This window comes from Pseudoalteromonas piratica, assembly GCF_000788395.1.
Lineage (GTDB): Bacteria > Pseudomonadota > Gammaproteobacteria > Enterobacterales > Alteromonadaceae > Pseudoalteromonas > Pseudoalteromonas piratica.
The window spans coordinates 357,630-373,722 of sequence record NZ_CP009889.1 but is presented as its reverse complement, the minus strand read 5'-3'; the positions used below and the strand labels follow the sequence as shown (position 1 = coordinate 373,722).

Genomic DNA, 16,093 nt, shown 5'->3' with positions numbered 1-16,093 from the left:
AAGTGGCACTTTATGCCACCGTCTCACACTTAAAATTTGCTTTTATTTTCGGTGATTTCACATGTAACGATAGAAAAGCTGCACGACAAACTTCAGCCAATTTTCTGATTGCCTTACTGGGTTTAACCTGTAGGTAGTTAAAAAACAAAAAAGGCGCATAAGCGCCTTTTTATTAGTAAAATAACTGTTCCGTTAGAAGGTCATTGAATAACGCACACCAAACTCACTTGCGTCGTTACTCTTAATTACCAATACGTAATCACCAGTATTTAAACGTGCGTCATCATAACGCTCATCAAAAATATTGCGACCGTATAAGTCCACACGCCAGTTAGCATTCGCTGGCGAGTATCCAACAGTAAAGTTAACCAGACCACGCGACTCTACTTTTGTCAGACGATTTGGATCTGAGCTCGGTTCACCATACATATCACTGCGGTATGAATAATCAATACGCGTATTGATTAACGAACCATCAGAGAGAGCAAACTCATAGTTAGGGCTAATAGATGCTGTTAAGTCAGGAGTCAATGGCGCAACCGGTTTCACACCTGCTTGCTCATCAACGTCTACATCCATATAACCTAGGCTCGAATGAATACTAAAGTTATCGGTAATGTATGCCGTACCTTCCCACTCAATACCACGTGACGTTTGTGACACCACTAAGTTACGCGTATCAAAACCACCTTCAGATGTGGTACTCACTTGATATGGTAAATCGTCGTAGTTTGTATTAAATAGCGCAATGCTCATGCTAAAGTCGCTAGTTACTTGGCCTTTTAAACCGACCTCGTAGTTAACCGCGGTAATATTATCGGTTGCAACAAAGCAATTTGGATCGCCAAATAGACAATATGGACGCGCAGGGAATTGACCCCCTTGGTAACCACTTTGAATACTACCGTAAACATTTAAGCCATTTTCAAGGGTATAGTTAGCTGATAAATCGTAGCTCAACTGACTCCAATCGTCTTTTGCATACGTTGGGCCAATTCCCACGTTTGCCATCGCTTCTTTCTCATCTTGGGTATAACGTAAACCACCTGACACACGTAAATCATCTGTCATGTCGTAACCAACATTTACAAATACCGCTTTACTCGTTGTCGTTTGGTCTAATTCGAGTAAGTTTGCGCCACCGTTAAAACTAGAATCGTCACCTTGTCGGTTACTGCCCTCTTCTTCAAACCAATATAAGCCAGAAACAAAATCAAACTGTCCTAAATAACCATTTAATTGTAATTCAACTGAGGTTTGATCCGCTTCACCACGCTCTGGATAATGATCAAGCGCATAAATTGTGCTGTCATCATCAAGGCCTGCTTTATATTCAGATGAGCGATTACTAACAATAAACTTTGCGCCAAGCTCATTTGAAATATTGTAATTTGTTGTAAGTGATACACCGCTGGCTTTATTGGTTACTTCGGTTACTTCAATTGAACCCGTAGCATTGTCGTATGGGTCTGCAGCAACGTCAGAGTTACGTAATGGTCCTGTTGGTGTTGGACTACCAAAACGCATACCTGTGTAGTAAGCACCATTTGGCATTTCATCAATTAAAGTAGTGTAAGGACGCAGGCCACCCTCTGCATCATTTGCATCAGCAGTAACAATAAAGCTTAAATCTTCCGTCGCATCATATTTAACCGATACACGGCCGTGGAATTCACGGTTTTCACCGACATCGTATTTAGCCTCTGGCAAGTTAATGAATTCACCTAAACCACCGCGTTGGTTATAGCCAGCGTTAAAGTTAAATGCCAAGTTCTCTGTTAGACCACGGTTAATAAACACATCACCTTTAACGCGTTCACGCGTACCAACTTCAGCAGAAAGCTTAGTCACAGACTCGCTACTAGCTTGTTTGGTTATGATGTTAATTGCACCACCGATTGAGTTACGACCATAAAGTGTACCTTGCGGGCCACGAAGTACTTCGATACGTTCAATATTAGCTAAATTCCAGTTTTGACCCACTTGGCGACCCAAGTAAACGCCATCAACGTATACACTTACACCTGGATCTGTTGTGATCAGGTGATCTTGTAAACCAATACCACGAATAAACGGGTTAGCTGACGAGTTATGACCTGCTGAAAAACCGGTAATACTTAAATTAGGTACAAACTTACCCACATCTGTGATTTCAGAAATACCTTGTTCAGCAAGTTTGTCACCGCTAAATGCACTCATTGCGATCGGTACTTCATAAATAACCTGTGAACGCTTAGTTGCAGTTACGGTAATCGCTTCGATGTCTTTTTTAGCCGTTTGCGTTTCATTGGCTTCCTTTGCCACAGTGGCAAAGCTTGAAACTGCAAGCAAAGATAAAGTGATTGAATTTAACTTGCTAAAACGCAAGAAAGAGTGAGATGTTGTCATTAAGTAGCGCCTTTTTGCTCATACCGAGAAGTTGCTAGAGTTAGCACGACATGTTCATCGGTAATTTATAATCGTTTTGTTTCAATTTTGTGCAGCAAAAGCGGTTAAGCATTTATCTACAATTGCATTTAGCAAAATTGAATTAATATGTAATCTTGATAAATCAAACAGTTAACTGTTGTTTTACCAAACGATTAATACACAAAAAGCAATTTTAGCATTTATTTCATAAAAATATCGTAAAAGTTAAATAATATTCGTTGTTGTTTTTCAGTAATCGAATTAGCTATCTAGTATCTTGCGTAATTTTTGGTTTAATTTGACGCTTTAATACGCATATTTTTGCGCTTTTTCGTAGTTCAAAAGACCCTCTCAACCCTTCATGCAATCATCGCCGTGCATAAAATTTAGCAACAAAGCAACACAACGACATGATGACATTTTGATTTATTTTTAACCAAAACGTTATGCCGTTGTCACAGACAAATCACTGAACAGTCACATGTTAGTTTTAATATTTTATTGGTCTAGACCAAAACAACTATTAATAAGCTAACAGGAAAATCAATGAAAACAAACACACAATCGGTGTGCCAAACACTCAAACAGATACTAAAAACATCGCTATGTTTAACTGCCTTGGGGCTGGCAACCCCAACGCTTGCCAGTACCCATTCATTACTGATTGCAGTAGACGGCTTACGCGGTGATGGTATTGAAAATGCGCACACGCCCAATCTTGATAAAGTAATTAATGGCACATGGGCAAACGGTTACAAAACAGCGTTTGCACATTATGCCCAAACCATGACAGATGCCGCACCAAACAGTGGCCCAAACCATGTTGGCATTATGACGGGTGTTACTGCGACAAAAAGTGGCGTAACCAATAACAGTAATGTTGGCGGTGGTAATTATGCCACTTACCCGCATTATTTAACGCTGCTAGAACAATCAAACCCGTCACTCAACACCGCCTATCTCGTTACTTGGGGTACGGATATGCAAATCACTAACTCTGCCGATATCAAAATTGATGCAGATGATGCAACCAATACGCAAAATGCGGTCGACATTATAAGTGGTACATTCAGCGCATCGAATTGGCCACAAGGGAGTGATGTTGATGCCCTCTTTTTATTTTTAGATGATGTAGACGGTGCAGGCCATGCCTGTTGTTTTACCGCATCTGATGATGGCTATGTAAATGAAATTAAAGACGTTGATAGCCAAATTGGCCGTGTGCTCACTGCCATTAAAAACCGACCTAACTTTGCTAATGAAGATTGGCAAATCGTATTAACGTCGGATCATGGTGGCAGAGGTTCATCTCATGGTATTCATGCAGCAGATAACTACACTATCCCATTTTTAGTAAGTTCTAAAACCGTGCAACAAGGTTATTTAGCGGGCATTCCTCACAATTACGATGCCGCACCCACAACCTTAGCCCACCATGGGTTAGCAGTACCAGCAAACATGGATGGCATTGTCCAGGGGCAAAATATTCGCCCTGCAAATGACAAAGGGATACAGCAAGACCTCACGACCTATTTGCCATTTGATGGCAACTATCAAGACGTTTCAGGTAATCAACTGCATGCTCAGGTAGCAGGTGGCACACCGAGTCTTAAGGCTGGCGGTAAGTTTGGTCAATATATGAAACTCAATGACGACCAAGAATACTTGACATTAGGTAAACCGAGCGAATTAGACTTTGGTAAAGACACAAATTTCACCTTAATGACCTGGTTTAGAGTAAGTGGCGATCAATCAGGTGATCCTGTAATTGTCGGCAATAAAAATTGGGCAAGTGGTGCAAACCGCGGTACTTTGTTATTGGCAAACGAAGGCAATGGCGATGATTTTGGCATTAATATCGCGTCATCCAGTGCGGATAGACAAGACATCGATCCAATTGATTACACCTTTAACGGTTGGTGGCTATTGGTTGCCACATTTGACCGAAAAGGTGTGGCCACCATGTATGCTGGTAGTCCAACAGGCGAACTCAATATCATCGCAGGTGATATCAGCAATGTCGGCGATATCAACTCAGAACTTAATTGGAATATTGGCCAAGACGGCACAGGCAGTTACACCTATAACCTAAAAGCGGACCTTGACGATTTTGCAGTGTGGCGCCGTGCACTCACATTAGACGAAGTACGCACTATTTATAATAAAGGGCAAGGCGCTGAGCTTAATTCGCTGCTTAATAATGTGCAAAACCGCTATTTAACCAAACACTCACATTTAGATATTGGCCAAAGCTACCCTGTAGTAATTACCACCACAGTAAACGGTGAAACCTGTGGGCTGGAATGGGACAATAATCGCTTTTTTAATGAGCGCAACGCAAAGTGGGATTGCAGCGGCAATGCAGATCCGATGGCTTTGACGGTTACCGACGTAACACACGATGAAAGCAAATTAATAGTAAGTGGTTACCTTGTAGCACAAGGCGGAAAAGGGGCTTTGGAGTGGGATTCGTCTAAATCGTCGAACGAGCGCAATGCGAAATTTGATGAAAATTCATCGGGCGATTTAATCACCTTGTGGCTGGTTGAAGACAGCAACCAAACAAAAATTGTTACTCAAGCAAGTGGACAAACTTGTGGTTTAGAATGGGATGCCCGAAAGCTATCAAATGAACGTAATGCAAAATGGGATTGCACACCCAATATGGATACCTTTCGTATAGAGCGACTTTAACTTGCACCTATGGGCTTTTTTCTTTGCCGTTTAAGGCAAGGCTAAAGCCCAATTACTCTCGGTTTATCTTAATTATTCCAACTCTCCGGCTGTTAATCACGGTCAACTTATGACAATTGTCATAGTAAATTGATGACAATTGCTAGCTGTTATGGGGCGTGTTCTCTGCCACTATATTTATAACAACTAATCAAGGAGAGACACCATGAATAACCTAATCAAACATTTTATTGAATACAGCTTAAGACATTTACCTCTATTAATTGGCCTTACGCTAATTAACCTAGTGACTGCACCGAGTTACTTATGGGTAATGTGGGTGGGGCTATTTACTTTTATCGGCTTTTTTAATGAAGTGGATTTTACTGGCAATAAGCGTGTAAACAAACGCAAACACAAAGAAATGTGGTGATACAGAATCACCGTGTTTTATTGCAAACTAACACAACAGCATGCCACCAATACAAAATAACCACCTGCATTAATACGCTAAATGTAGGTGGTTTTTTAGTTATGCATTATTAGGCTATAACAATGAAAGGTAGCTATTCCCGGGGGTTATTAAATACCCGAACACATTATTTCCATGTTTTCCTTTGTGCTTTTTAGCCAAAATTTCTCTTCTGACTTTGTCATCATGCGTTTTTGTCCGGTCGCAACGTTGTAACCTAAAATCCCTTCGCGTTTATAACGCTCGTATCTTTCTTTGTAACGGTTACAACGTGCGATATCTTTTGCTTTTTCATCGGCACTGACTTTGGGTGTATTGCCACGCTTTACATTATTAGTGCTACCACTTTTCTATTAAGTGCTTAGCTTTCGAGTAATATAGTAATCTGTCTGTGTTACCTAAATATGCGGCTGCTCTTGTATGCTGTAACCTTGCTCAGTTACTAATGCTTAAGCTTCTTGCAAAAATTCTGCTGTTTAGTTCGGTTTGATTAGAGCCGAGCAACGCTAACCGATTCGTATTTTGGTACAATTTACCCTCAGTAAAATAGCTAGAGTTTCAAATCAAAACGCCATGTTTATTTACTTTCTACTTTAGGTACTACATATAAAGTTAGTAATATTTTGATAAGTAAAAGAATTACTAAAAGCTGGTAATCATCCCAAACCCAAGTAAGCCAAAAATAGCTTGGAGCTAACCCGTATGGACAAGCAAATAATCGTGTAGAGGTTTGCCATGAGAAATAAAAAACAAGCAAGATTGCCGGCATCAAAAACAGTAGATAGTATTTATATTTCAGTAGGGGTAATCGTTTATAAGCAGATATAACAGCTAATGCAGCAAATAAAAAAGATACCTCAGAAAACAAACCACAATAAAATGCAGTAAAGTAAATAAAGTACAAATAACATATACTCAAAGTCCATATACTGATTGATGAATTAGTCTTTAAAATACGAATATTCGCTATAAGAAATATAGGACCTATAAAAATATTCCAAGTTCTAAACCAATAACTATTTGAATGCCATGAATCTGCAAGCAGTAGTATTAAAAACGCAAGCGTAAAACTTGCCAACTCTATAAAATCTTTGGACTTATCAAGGGGTTTATTTTCTTGTTTTATAGTGTTCATGGACTTCTCATTTTACCCAATGTTTATTTCGAACTAGCACAAAAGTTGCTCTATCGATTCTTCCTGCTTTACATAAAAAAGCTTTTAGCCAGATTCTAACTTTTGAATTAAATAATTATCAAAAATTCATCACTTTGTGAGCTGTCGATGCATGATGAATATGCTTAGTTCATCTAATAATGTTTTTTAAATTTTTTGTGCAAAATTGCTAGCAAAACCGTCTAATGAAAGCAGTTAATCAAACCGGCAAGCTATAGAAAAAATAATTGATTTAAAAAAGGCCAGCCTGCCATTATTCTAGGCAAAATTTTCCACCAAGATGTAAAATAAATCAGAGTAATGAAATCGAACTAGTCAAAGACAAAGTTCTGATATTCAGTCAATGTCTCCAGAGTAATTAAACACAAGTTTAATTTTGCCTGTAGGCGAATATCATTGGAGAGACCTTTAAGACAAACACATTCTTGTAACCTTATAAAGATTTTTCATGTAAATAGCGCTCAATAGATAAAATAGACTCTTAATTAATCATCACTTGTGCCAAATACCTAAATTAATCCGTCATGTTTAGTAAGCAAAAAAATATGGATTAAAAAATGACTAGAGACTTTGTAAAAATACAACCGGCCGCTAAACAAATTGAGACAAGAAAGACCAATATAAAAATAATTGAGAGCGCTATAGTTGTGGCATCAATTATTATTTTAGTCTTTCTATACAGCTTTTCAGGGCAGCTTAAACCAGCAGAGCAGCCGAAAAAAAGTAAAGCTAAGCCATCAGTTTCATCTGAATTAGCCAAAGAGCATGCAATAAACTCAATGAACATTAGTGAGCAGCTTGAGCAATACTCAATTGAAGTAGCTGTGCAAGAACCTAAAAAAGCTGGGATATTCACAATGCGCTGTGCTTCATTTCGTTCCCTTAAAGCGGCTGAAAATTTAAGAACAAAAATCAACCGTATCGAACTTACAAAATACAAAAGCAAATACATTGATCTCAAAACTATTAAAAGCAAAATTCGTATAAGCAATGATTGGTATCAAGTGGTTTTGCCTGTAATTTCAACAAAGCGAACAGCAGAAGCATTAAATAATATATTAAAAACTGAAAATATTCGTAAATGTAATATTGTGAAATCAAAACGTTAAATTCCCACCTTTTATCCGTTTAGTTATATGTAGCGGATTTTTAAACACCGCATTCTCACAATATTTATTATTAAAGAGTGATTATGTTTGAATTAATAGAACCTGAAGTGATTATTAAAGTTGCAGTAATCGGTATTGGTGGCTGTGGGTGCAATACTATCGATAGTATATATCCAGCAATTGAATCTAGTTCAGTCACATTATTTACAATGAACACAGATAAAGTGGTACTTGAGCATGGTGCAAGTCACGAAAAATTACTTATGGGTTCGACCTTAACGCAGGGTTTTGGTGCTGGGGCCGATCCTGAAATCGGTAAAAAGGCAGCCGAAGAAAGTATGAGCGATATTACCAATATGCTTGAGCCTTTTGACATTATTATATGTGCAACAGGTCTTGGTGGTGGAACAGGTACTGGCGCTAGCCCTGTAATAGCTGAAATTATCAATAAGGAGCTTGATAAACCATGCATTTTTATTGCTACAAGCCCGTTCGAATCAGAAGGGCCTTTAAGAAATAAGATTGCAATGGAAGGTCTTGAATCACTAAAAAGTAAAGCTAACGCAGTAATCAACTTACCTAACGACAAACTTATCAAAGTTTTAGGGGAGGATATCGGACTTTTTGATGCCTTTAGGCACAGTAATCAAATACTGCAATCTCTTATTCGCTCATTGCTCGATATGTTATCAAACCATGGTCTTATCAATGTGGATCTTAAAGACTTTGCAAATGTTATGAATAATCAAGGCGATGCAATCTTAGGGGTTGGTAAAGCCGATACGGAAGATGAACTTACAAATGCAGTGAATACAGCTATTAATAACCCATTGGTTGAAGCTGTTGATCTAACCAACAGCTCAGGTGCCATCATTCAAATTAGTTGTTCGCAAGAAATTAGCATTGGCTCGTATAACAAAGTTATTTCGCAGGTCAGAGAAAAATTACCTGCAACGGCACTTGTTATTTGTGGCGTCAGTATGATTGAAAACTTGTCAACGCCATTTGAAATACTGGTCATTGCAACAGGTATAAACCAATGCCAATCCTTTAATGTTAACGTTGAGCAAACCTACGAAACCGATGAGCATGAAGAGGACAAACAAAATGATAAAATACACCCAGACGATCTTTTCAGTATCCCTGCATACTTAAGGCAACGAAAAGATGATTAAATAAAAGCGTTTATATAATTTAAACAGATGGCCTCAATATTAACGAGGCCAAAGGTGGTATAAGTTTAAGAAGTTACAGCAAACTATAAATAATACTTTTCTAACATTAATAAGATATCCTTCCAAGTCCCTTTACCAATACCCTCTGGGTCATACATCACGTAGTTATCATATAAATATTGGTATGTTTCATAGAGTTCATTTATGTAATCTATCTTCGGCTGGGCCAAACGAATAAACGTTATCTCTTCAATGGCTTCATAGCATATTGCATTTACCTTTTTACGATACTGTGGCTGATGACCCACAAACTCTAAATTTCTTTTATTAATTTGAACGATTTTCTTTTTAATGGAATATGCATTTAGAAAATTAACTAGGTAACTATAAACCATTCGACATCACCTCTTTCTATATTAAGCAGCTTTTTTAAATGGCACATTGCCAGAAAAAGCATCAAGAGCTAATAAAGTTTCAACACTTGTAATAAAAGATAATGCAATATCAAGCTCAGAATAATCTATCTCTAACTTTTTAAAGTAAGTAGACATCAACCTAAGTGTATTTTTCAAAGCGGTTTCAACTTTAGACCTTGAAACACCAAGCTTACGAGCGACTCCAGAAACCGATTTACCCTGCAAGACATATACTAAAACCGTTTTGTCTATTTCAGTTAGTAAGTGCTTTATTTCACAAAGCGAATCTATATTGTTAGTTTGTAGCCACATATGTATTTCATCTGTAGCTTCATGATTTATAGAGCAAGTATTTGCTGTGGTACTCAATTCTTCACTATAACTCATATCAGCACGATACAACTTAAGAGGCTTCTTTTTATTATAGGTAGCGTTAAAATGTAAGCGGGTAACATCTTTGATAGCTTGTTCAATTACTGACTGTTGTACACCTTCTAGCATTAACTCTTCTATCAGCTGAGTTCGGCGAGTATCTTTGAAGAATAGTGCATTATGAATGCGTTGGTGTAATTCAGGCTGCGTTTTTAAAGCTTTCGGTATATTGTAGCGGCCATACTTTGCTCTAAATACATCTAATAATGCATTATTAAATACCCTATAAATAAACTTTAGTGGGCATGACTTTGGATTGTAAGTATGTAACTTTGCGAAGTTATCACGCTCAATACTATTCATTACTTGGTCGCAGGCAATTTCAGCCTCTATCGCATTAGAGAAATAGCGTTTGGCAATTAACAGTAACGACTGCTGAAACTTCCCCTTTTCACAATATATAACTGAATACCAATCTTTAACATGTGTTATTTTTTTTGGAGGTGCAGAGTTCATATTAGTCTCTTGATTAGAAGTGCTACCTCTAAAATCTCTGCTTAATTTAATATTCGTGGTTTTTATAAGAAAAAACTGATTTTTATTTTTTAAATAATTTTTTAATTGTTAAATTCACATTAATAATACGAATCTTTGCTTATTACGACGGGAGCACTCTATGAAATTCAACTTTTTAATATTTGCGACATTTTTCTTCAGTTTTAATCTATTTGCCGAAGACACATACTTAGTTAAAAAACTAACAACCATTGATAATGAGATAATCTTTTTTGCGCAATGTAAAGATGGTGGAATTGTCACTTGGTTAGATGATGGTAATGACGTAGCAACCTCTGGAGGAGGCGAAACAATTGACGAAGAGATTGCGATACACAATAAAGATAATAACGGAAAAGTTGAGCTTTGCTCAGCAAAAGACAACTGCCAACGTATCGCCAAGCGCGAATGCAGCAATCGTTAAACACTAACGTATTGCCCCTCGCAGTAAAACAATGTGACTGGGAGGGAAAGTGGCTAAAAATAGAGTGCTTTAAATAAAACTATAAGAGAAAATCTTCTGGATAATCAGTTAAAATTGACTGCACCTCTTCTTTTAGTTCAGCCATAACTTTTTCCCTTCGTTGCCTTGTTTGGTTTTCAGAAAACGACGTTGCCCCCATGATTTCACGGTTGGCAAAATTGTCGCCATAAAGCATCTGTTTTAATATCTCTATTTTTTCTTCAGCAAGCTTGTTGTCTTTATTTTCAAGCTTCGCAATCAAGTTGGCAACAGCTAAATGCACAAGTGAGCGCGCATCTTCGCGATAAAAATGAACTTTGTGCTCATCTTTTTGTTCGACCCCACACACAGTATCCAGCTTAAGGCCATTTTCATTAACAATAAACGAAACAAAGCCAGAACATACATCATATAAATCTTCGGTTTCTAACAGTCTATTTTCAAGTTTTAGTGCTTGATGCTGTTCATTGCTTTGTTCAATTGAAAGGGTATCTTTATATGCGTCAAGCGTACTCAAAACATTATTTTTAAATTTCCAGCGTATAAATGTTAAGAGGTCATCATGCTTAAGCGGAGAAAAAGAGGTCACACAATAAAATAATGTGTTGCTTGCTATCAGCTGTAAATCAATACCTTTATCAACCACGCCATAGCGGTTTGTTTGCCAATATGAATAAACTAACAACTCAATACATTTAACAATTTCTGGTGCGAGACCATCTTTTAAGTATTCACTGAGTTTTGTGACTTTTAAGTTTTCATTTGAGTTTAGTGAATAATATACACTCATTAAATGTTCATACGCTGTTTGCCATTGAGGTTTTTCATAAACAAAAGCCTTGCCCGTTTTGGAACTGTCAAAACCAGCAATAAGCTCTGAAAATCGCGCGTGTTGTTTGCATTGAAACATTGCAGCGGTTTCATAACCTGCAATAAACTCATCTCTGAGCGCATGTTCATTTTCTGTTTTTATTACTTGATTTTCAAACAGCTTAGTTGCTTGCGTTACCTTTTCTTTAAAAACCAACGATTTCATAAAAGCAGGGTTGTTAATCTTGTTAGCGCGTTCTTGAGGTAAGATAAATTGATACGCCATCAACTTTGAAAAATAATGAACAATTGTTTTCATGTTAACCCTGATTATTCGACAGCACTTCAAAGTCAAAGAAGTTTAAAATATTAGAAAAGTTACCCTCAGCAATTGAGTTAGGAAAAGATACAAACTCAACTTCTTCGCATATTTGCTCCATACTATTCACTTCAAATTGAAGCAACACGCCACTTAAAGGCTCTGCTAGTTCCGCCGAGTGAGATGTTGGTTTAACAATATAATAAACGTAAACTGTTTTACCAAAGAAGTAATCATCAATCGGCATAAACGTGAGCAACAAGCGGTTACCCCCTTCGCCCATTGGCTCTAAGTAAATAATACAATGTGCATCAGATACAATCAGGCAGTCCGCCTGACTACCGGTATCTGCGGCTTTACGAGTTAATGCTGAAACAGTGAGCGACTGCTGAAATACAAACTCAAAATTTGCAGGTGTTTCAAAAACAGTATCTAACTCCACTTTTGATAGTTTGGTTTTTAATTTTTTTTTCCGTGCAATCTCAATGATTTCATCACTCAATACGTTGTGGTGTGTCCGAGGTTTAACCAGTAGCTTTTCAAGGTGTTCACCTGTAATTTCAATTTTCATATTCACCTCCAGTCAAGTTAATTAACGGATAAAACACCTTTTGCGAATCAGTTTGCATGGTAATCGCTATGCTCCCTCTAAATTGACCCGCCTTTAACGAACCAAACTGATGAAAATGTTGGTTTAGTTTTGCAATAAAGTATTTACTTTCAGAGCAGCTTACATATTGCTCAATTTCATACTGATTTAACTTAACAATATTAGAGCCTTTAGCAGCATCAATAAGACACATAATTTGATTATTGAAAATGGCCATCCGTTCACGGTTTCCTGCACTTATTTTTAAAGGTTTAACCTTATTAACGGATGAGACCAGCACGTTTAACTGGTTGCCGTATACATTATCAATATAGTGATACTGAGTTGAAGGCTGATTAGCATTATAGAGAGAGAGCTTTACTTCACCACTGTCATTTTCGCTTGTTAAAAGCCAAGATTGACAGTCATGTGACTTTGCGCTGGTGTAGCGTGTAAACTCAAATGCATTATCTTCAGGTGCCATATGCTCAATTAGAGGGTGCCTATCACTCACTAAGCTCGATAACGGGCTCACTTCGACCATAAAGCCGCCATGGGTGAGATATCGCAATTGCGCATACTTCATATCGGCATTTTGCTTTGCACATAATGAGCCTTTTATTATTCTGTCTGACCACGGCAAAGGTATATTGAGTAACGGGCGAGTTTCGTTGTTATCACTTAAATAAGCTATTTCGTTATTCACTGAAATTGCATCACCGTTAAAATAAATATATGCCTGACTCGCCCCTGAAAAGTTTGCAGTACTATTATCATTACTTAAAGCTTGCGGTACTGCTTCACTTAATTTTGTTTTGAAATCCTGCGGTAACTGCAAAGCTTGTATACAACTTTTTTCAAAGCAATTTAAATGTGTTTTCAAAGTACGAAAATCATTACTAGCCAATGCTTTTTGTGCTTGCTCTACTTTTATTTGGTATTGTAAATTGGCAATAAAAACGTAAATAAAATAAGTTATAAAAACAAAGCCACATAAGGCTAACCCTTTTACAACCCGTCTGTTAATCGTTTGATTAAACCATGCCCGCAGCTTATTGCGTTTTGAATTAAGTGCAAACGCTTTATCTAATAAATCCGTTAAACTACTTACCCCAGTAATGCTGACACCTTCCCTTTGTAGCTTAGTATCAAGGCTTTCATTTACTAGCTTCAACTGCTCTTTAGGAATAAACAGACATAATTTGCGTTCACTTTTATAGTTAAGCGCCGCTTCAAGCTTCCCGATAATGCTATCCACTTTTTTAACGTTACCGTAACTATCCAGCTCGCCTGTACATGCAACTAAACTAATCTGCTCATCAAATGAGACAAAGCTACCAATTAGTAAAGATTCACGAATCAAATATTGTACAATCGCCAGCGCTAGTGTTAACTGTGCGCTCTGACCACTAATCTCACTCGCTTGTAATGTGTGCCATTTTAAGCGCAACATAATAGGCGAAGTAGGTTTGAAAAAACGAACGAGTTCTTTATTTAGCAAGCCAACAACGTTTGCTAAAGCAGCCTTTTGTTCTTCATTCGCCTGGCCAATAAACTCGCAAACTAAGTGCTGATTGTGCTCATTTTTTAATGGCACTGCTGTTTTCATCACTATGATCGGCTCAACCCGACTAGTACACGGGCTTTGATAAATTAACCCGTGGATCACTGATAAATCTCCAAATCAATATAACTGGTTACTTGATAAGACGGATTTTCCCCCGCCCTATTAGGGTGAACTATGAAAAAAAGCCCAGCATCACCATGATAATTGGTTTGTGACTTGATAAACCGAGTATGGTTCAGCTTAGCTTGTTTGCTGGTTTTCGATAATTGAATTTGCCCCCAAACACTGCCTGAACGCCCCTGCTTTCCTGGCTTTCCATCGTTTCCTTTAATTCCCTTTCGTCCTTCACGGTTGTTTGATTTACATGCGAGTTTGCTTGGGTCAATCACGCTTTTTTTATGACCCAAGCTGCCTAATAATTTTTGCATTGAATGTGCTGCTTTTAAAATCACTTCATCGTTAGCTTTACCACCACCACGTTGCCCTAAACCGCCGAGCCCCCCCTTGCCAGCAAGCCCACCATAAGTTGTAATGGTTGGCATCTCACTTTTTTCGTGTAGTTTAATGTTTAAATACACACTTAAGCCATTTTTTCCGTCTGAACCATTGCTACCATCCCCACCAGCGATGCCGTCTGTACAGTAGTTGGCCTGCGTATGGCTATAGTCCTTACCATCAACGCCATTGGCCCCGTCAGCGCCAGCTAAACGAATAGCAGCATCTTTGCCAAAATAGACTGAATCAGTTACAAGGCTCACCACAGTGCGCGAGTGCCTATTTACAGTTGCTTTAACGGCAAGCTGCGCCCCTTGTCTAAGCTCTAATTTACTTGGGGTAAGTGCGTGAGAATTCTGTAATTTTAACGTACAAATCTGTTGCTCAGGTACGATTAGGTAGCGTTCTGATACAGCTTCTAAGGTTAATTGTGTGTTAGCGGTACAAATAACCGGCATACCTTGGTTAGCGTTTGCTGTTGCTGAATTAAAGCAAAACAAACTAACCGCCAATAAATATGTCACCTTGCTTACAAATTGCTGGTGCATTTTTAAAACCTTCTAATACAAATTGCTTGTGCTTCAACTGACACTTGCTGTGAGCGGCCACTGAGTTGCCAAAAGCCATTTTGATTTATTGTGACACTCACCTGCTCACCGCCCCCTTCAAACTTGCCGCTTACACTACTTAAGCTGCAATACCACATATTAACATGCCCCATTAAAACGGGTGCTTGCCCCTGATGCCAAGTATAGGTTTGGTATTGTGGTACCGGTAAGTGTTGAAAGTGGTGCGATGAAACAAAAGGTGAGAATAAAAGTGCTAAAAGAATAAATTTTTTCATAATCGAAACCTCAGTTTTTAATGTAATTATTAGAGTAATCCGGTCAAAAACTGAGATTCGTGAGGTTTAAAATAAATATTTTGTATTTAGTGAACAAACATTAACGTTTTACTGAAGCATGTATATGGTTATGTTCATAATATACCCATGAAAACCCTGCTTTTGTGGCCAAGAACCCAAGGCGCCCAAGCTTTTTTAAGTCTCTGTCACTGACTGTCATATCAGCTGCACGCCCTTCATTATGCAAGCTAAACTTAGCATGTTCACCATCTTGATCATAAGCTTCTGTGACCCGAAGTGTTTTACCAGGCCACTCTTTCATTACCAACTTATTTAAATCCATTATAGCCGCACATAATTTCTCTGAAGCTTGCACATCCGTAAAATTTCCTTCTTCAAACTTAAAAACTGGTAAATTATTTGCACTTTTATTCATACAATCTCGCAAGCTGCTACCTGACAATGTTTGCCGTGCTTCACCTGAAGATTTAATCTCGCTTGACTGAGGCCAGCGTTGACCTTTTTTTAATTCTGAAGCAAATACTTCGGGTGAGAAGAACATAAGTAAGATGAAAGGTAAACTTTTCATAATAACTTTACTCTATAAAATTAGTTATAGGAACTGTGTACTTATTGAGCATCGCTACATCA

Annotated in this window: 15 protein-coding genes; 5 read left to right on the top strand and 10 right to left on the bottom strand. The window is 38.0% G+C overall.

What is annotated here, in order from left to right:
- Positions 1-192 precede the first annotated feature (192 nt).
- On the bottom strand, positions 193-2,388 hold the full coding sequence (locus OM33_RS16445) for a TonB-dependent receptor (RefSeq protein WP_040135170.1): 2,196 nt from the start codon (positions 2,386-2,388) through the stop codon (positions 193-195).
- Between the two features lie 567 nt (positions 2,389-2,955).
- On the opposite strand from OM33_RS16445, the gene OM33_RS16440 reads away from it, so the two are divergent.
- Together OM33_RS16440 and OM33_RS16435 are read left to right on the top strand one after the other, a co-directional pair.
- A complete protein-coding gene (locus OM33_RS16440; RefSeq protein WP_040135168.1) occupies positions 2,956-5,103 on the top strand; it encodes an alkaline phosphatase family protein in 2,148 nt (715 codons plus the stop codon).
- Positions 5,104-5,308: 205 nt separating this feature from the next.
- Entirely contained in the window at positions 5,309-5,515 is a 207-nt protein-coding gene (locus OM33_RS16435; RefSeq protein WP_040135166.1) for a hypothetical protein, read from the top strand.
- Between the two features lie 616 nt (positions 5,516-6,131).
- Here OM33_RS16435 and OM33_RS16430 read toward each other — a convergent pair.
- Positions 6,132-6,689, bottom strand: coding sequence for a hypothetical protein (locus tag OM33_RS16430; protein WP_040135164.1), 558 nt, complete (start codon positions 6,687-6,689; stop codon positions 6,132-6,134).
- Between the two features lie 596 nt (positions 6,690-7,285).
- On the opposite strand from OM33_RS16430, the gene OM33_RS16425 reads away from it, so the two are divergent.
- Complete coding sequence (locus OM33_RS16425; RefSeq protein WP_040135162.1) at positions 7,286-7,837, top strand: SPOR domain-containing protein; 552 nt, start codon at positions 7,286-7,288, stop codon at positions 7,835-7,837.
- An 83-nt stretch (positions 7,838-7,920) separates the two neighbouring features.
- On the top strand, positions 7,921-9,012 hold the full coding sequence (locus OM33_RS16420) for a cell division protein FtsZ (protein ID WP_040135160.1): 1,092 nt from the start codon (positions 7,921-7,923) through the stop codon (positions 9,010-9,012).
- Between the two features lie 83 nt (positions 9,013-9,095).
- Here OM33_RS16420 and OM33_RS16415 read toward each other — a convergent pair whose 3' ends face one another.
- Together OM33_RS16415 and OM33_RS16410 are read right to left on the bottom strand one after the other, a co-directional pair.
- Positions 9,096-9,407, bottom strand: coding sequence for a hypothetical protein (locus tag OM33_RS16415; protein WP_040135158.1), 312 nt, complete (start codon positions 9,405-9,407; stop codon positions 9,096-9,098).
- Between the two features lie 21 nt (positions 9,408-9,428).
- Complete coding sequence (locus tag OM33_RS16410; RefSeq protein ID WP_040135156.1) at positions 9,429-10,316, bottom strand: hypothetical protein; 888 nt, start codon at positions 10,314-10,316, stop codon at positions 9,429-9,431.
- Between the two features lie 160 nt (positions 10,317-10,476).
- On the opposite strand from OM33_RS16410, the gene OM33_RS16405 reads away from it, so the two are divergent.
- The gene (locus OM33_RS16405; RefSeq protein WP_040135154.1) at positions 10,477-10,779 is read left to right on the top strand and encodes a hypothetical protein; all 303 of its coding nucleotides are present in this window, start codon (positions 10,477-10,479) and stop codon (positions 10,777-10,779) included.
- Between the two features lie 79 nt (positions 10,780-10,858).
- Here the strand turns inward: OM33_RS16405 and OM33_RS16400 are convergent, their stop codons facing one another.
- The 6 genes from OM33_RS16400 to OM33_RS16375 all read right to left on the bottom strand — a co-directional run bounded on the left by OM33_RS16400 (position 10,859) and on the right by OM33_RS16375 (position 16,031).
- Positions 10,859-11,947, bottom strand: a complete 1,089-nt coding sequence (locus OM33_RS16400) for a hypothetical protein (protein WP_040135152.1) — start codon at positions 11,945-11,947, stop codon at positions 10,859-10,861.
- A gap of 1 nt (position 11,948) precedes the next feature.
- On the bottom strand, positions 11,949-12,518 hold the full coding sequence (locus OM33_RS16395) for a hypothetical protein (RefSeq protein WP_040135150.1): 570 nt from the start codon (positions 12,516-12,518) through the stop codon (positions 11,949-11,951).
- A complete protein-coding gene (locus OM33_RS16390; RefSeq protein WP_199922607.1) occupies positions 12,508-14,205 on the bottom strand; it encodes a hypothetical protein in 1,698 nt (565 codons plus the stop codon). Before OM33_RS16390 ends, OM33_RS16395 begins: the two co-directional genes overlap by 11 nt.
- A complete protein-coding gene (locus OM33_RS16385) occupies positions 14,202-15,146 on the bottom strand; it encodes a hypothetical protein (RefSeq protein ID WP_040135145.1) in 945 nt (314 codons plus the stop codon). Before OM33_RS16385 ends, OM33_RS16390 begins: the two co-directional genes overlap by 4 nt.
- Positions 15,147-15,148: 2 nt before the next feature.
- Positions 15,149-15,442: a hypothetical protein gene (locus OM33_RS16380; RefSeq protein ID WP_040135143.1), complete on the bottom strand. Its 294-nt coding sequence runs from the start codon at positions 15,440-15,442 to the stop codon at positions 15,149-15,151.
- A gap of 100 nt (positions 15,443-15,542) precedes the next feature.
- Positions 15,543-16,031 carry a hypothetical protein gene (locus OM33_RS16375; protein WP_040135141.1) on the bottom strand — a complete coding sequence of 163 codons (489 nt, stop codon included), beginning with the start codon at positions 16,029-16,031 and terminating at the stop codon, positions 15,543-15,545.
- Positions 16,032-16,093: the final 62 nt, after the last annotated feature.

Bases quoted from the DNA above. Each gene is read 5' to 3' on its own strand.
- OM33_RS16380 (WP_040135143.1), bottom strand. From the start codon at position 15,442: ATGAAAAAATTTATTCTTTTAGCACTTTTATTCTCACCTTTTGTTTCA.
- OM33_RS16385 (WP_040135145.1), bottom strand. From the start codon at position 15,146: ATGCACCAGCAATTTGTAAGCAAGGTGACATATTTATTGGCGGTTAGT.
- OM33_RS16425 (WP_040135162.1), top strand. From the start codon at position 7,286: ATGACTAGAGACTTTGTAAAAATACAACCGGCCGCTAAACAAATTGAG.
- OM33_RS16410 (WP_040135156.1), bottom strand. From the start codon at position 10,316: ATGAACTCTGCACCTCCAAAAAAAATAACACATGTTAAAGATTGGTAT.
- OM33_RS16405 (WP_040135154.1), top strand. From the start codon at position 10,477: ATGAAATTCAACTTTTTAATATTTGCGACATTTTTCTTCAGTTTTAAT.
- OM33_RS16415 (WP_040135158.1), bottom strand. From the start codon at position 9,407: ATGGTTTATAGTTACCTAGTTAATTTTCTAAATGCATATTCCATTAAA.
- OM33_RS16400 (WP_040135152.1), bottom strand. From the start codon at position 11,947: ATGAAAACAATTGTTCATTATTTTTCAAAGTTGATGGCGTATCAATTT.
- OM33_RS16430 (WP_040135164.1), bottom strand. From the start codon at position 6,689: ATGAACACTATAAAACAAGAAAATAAACCCCTTGATAAGTCCAAAGAT.
- OM33_RS16375 (WP_040135141.1), bottom strand. From the start codon at position 16,031: ATGAAAAGTTTACCTTTCATCTTACTTATGTTCTTCTCACCCGAAGTA.
- OM33_RS16395 (WP_040135150.1), bottom strand. From the start codon at position 12,518: ATGAAAATTGAAATTACAGGTGAACACCTTGAAAAGCTACTGGTTAAA.
- OM33_RS16440 (WP_040135168.1), top strand. From the start codon at position 2,956: ATGAAAACAAACACACAATCGGTGTGCCAAACACTCAAACAGATACTA.
- OM33_RS16445 (WP_040135170.1), bottom strand. From the start codon at position 2,388: ATGACAACATCTCACTCTTTCTTGCGTTTTAGCAAGTTAAATTCAATC.
- OM33_RS16420 (WP_040135160.1), top strand. From the start codon at position 7,921: ATGTTTGAATTAATAGAACCTGAAGTGATTATTAAAGTTGCAGTAATC.
- OM33_RS16435 (WP_040135166.1), top strand. From the start codon at position 5,309: ATGAATAACCTAATCAAACATTTTATTGAATACAGCTTAAGACATTTA.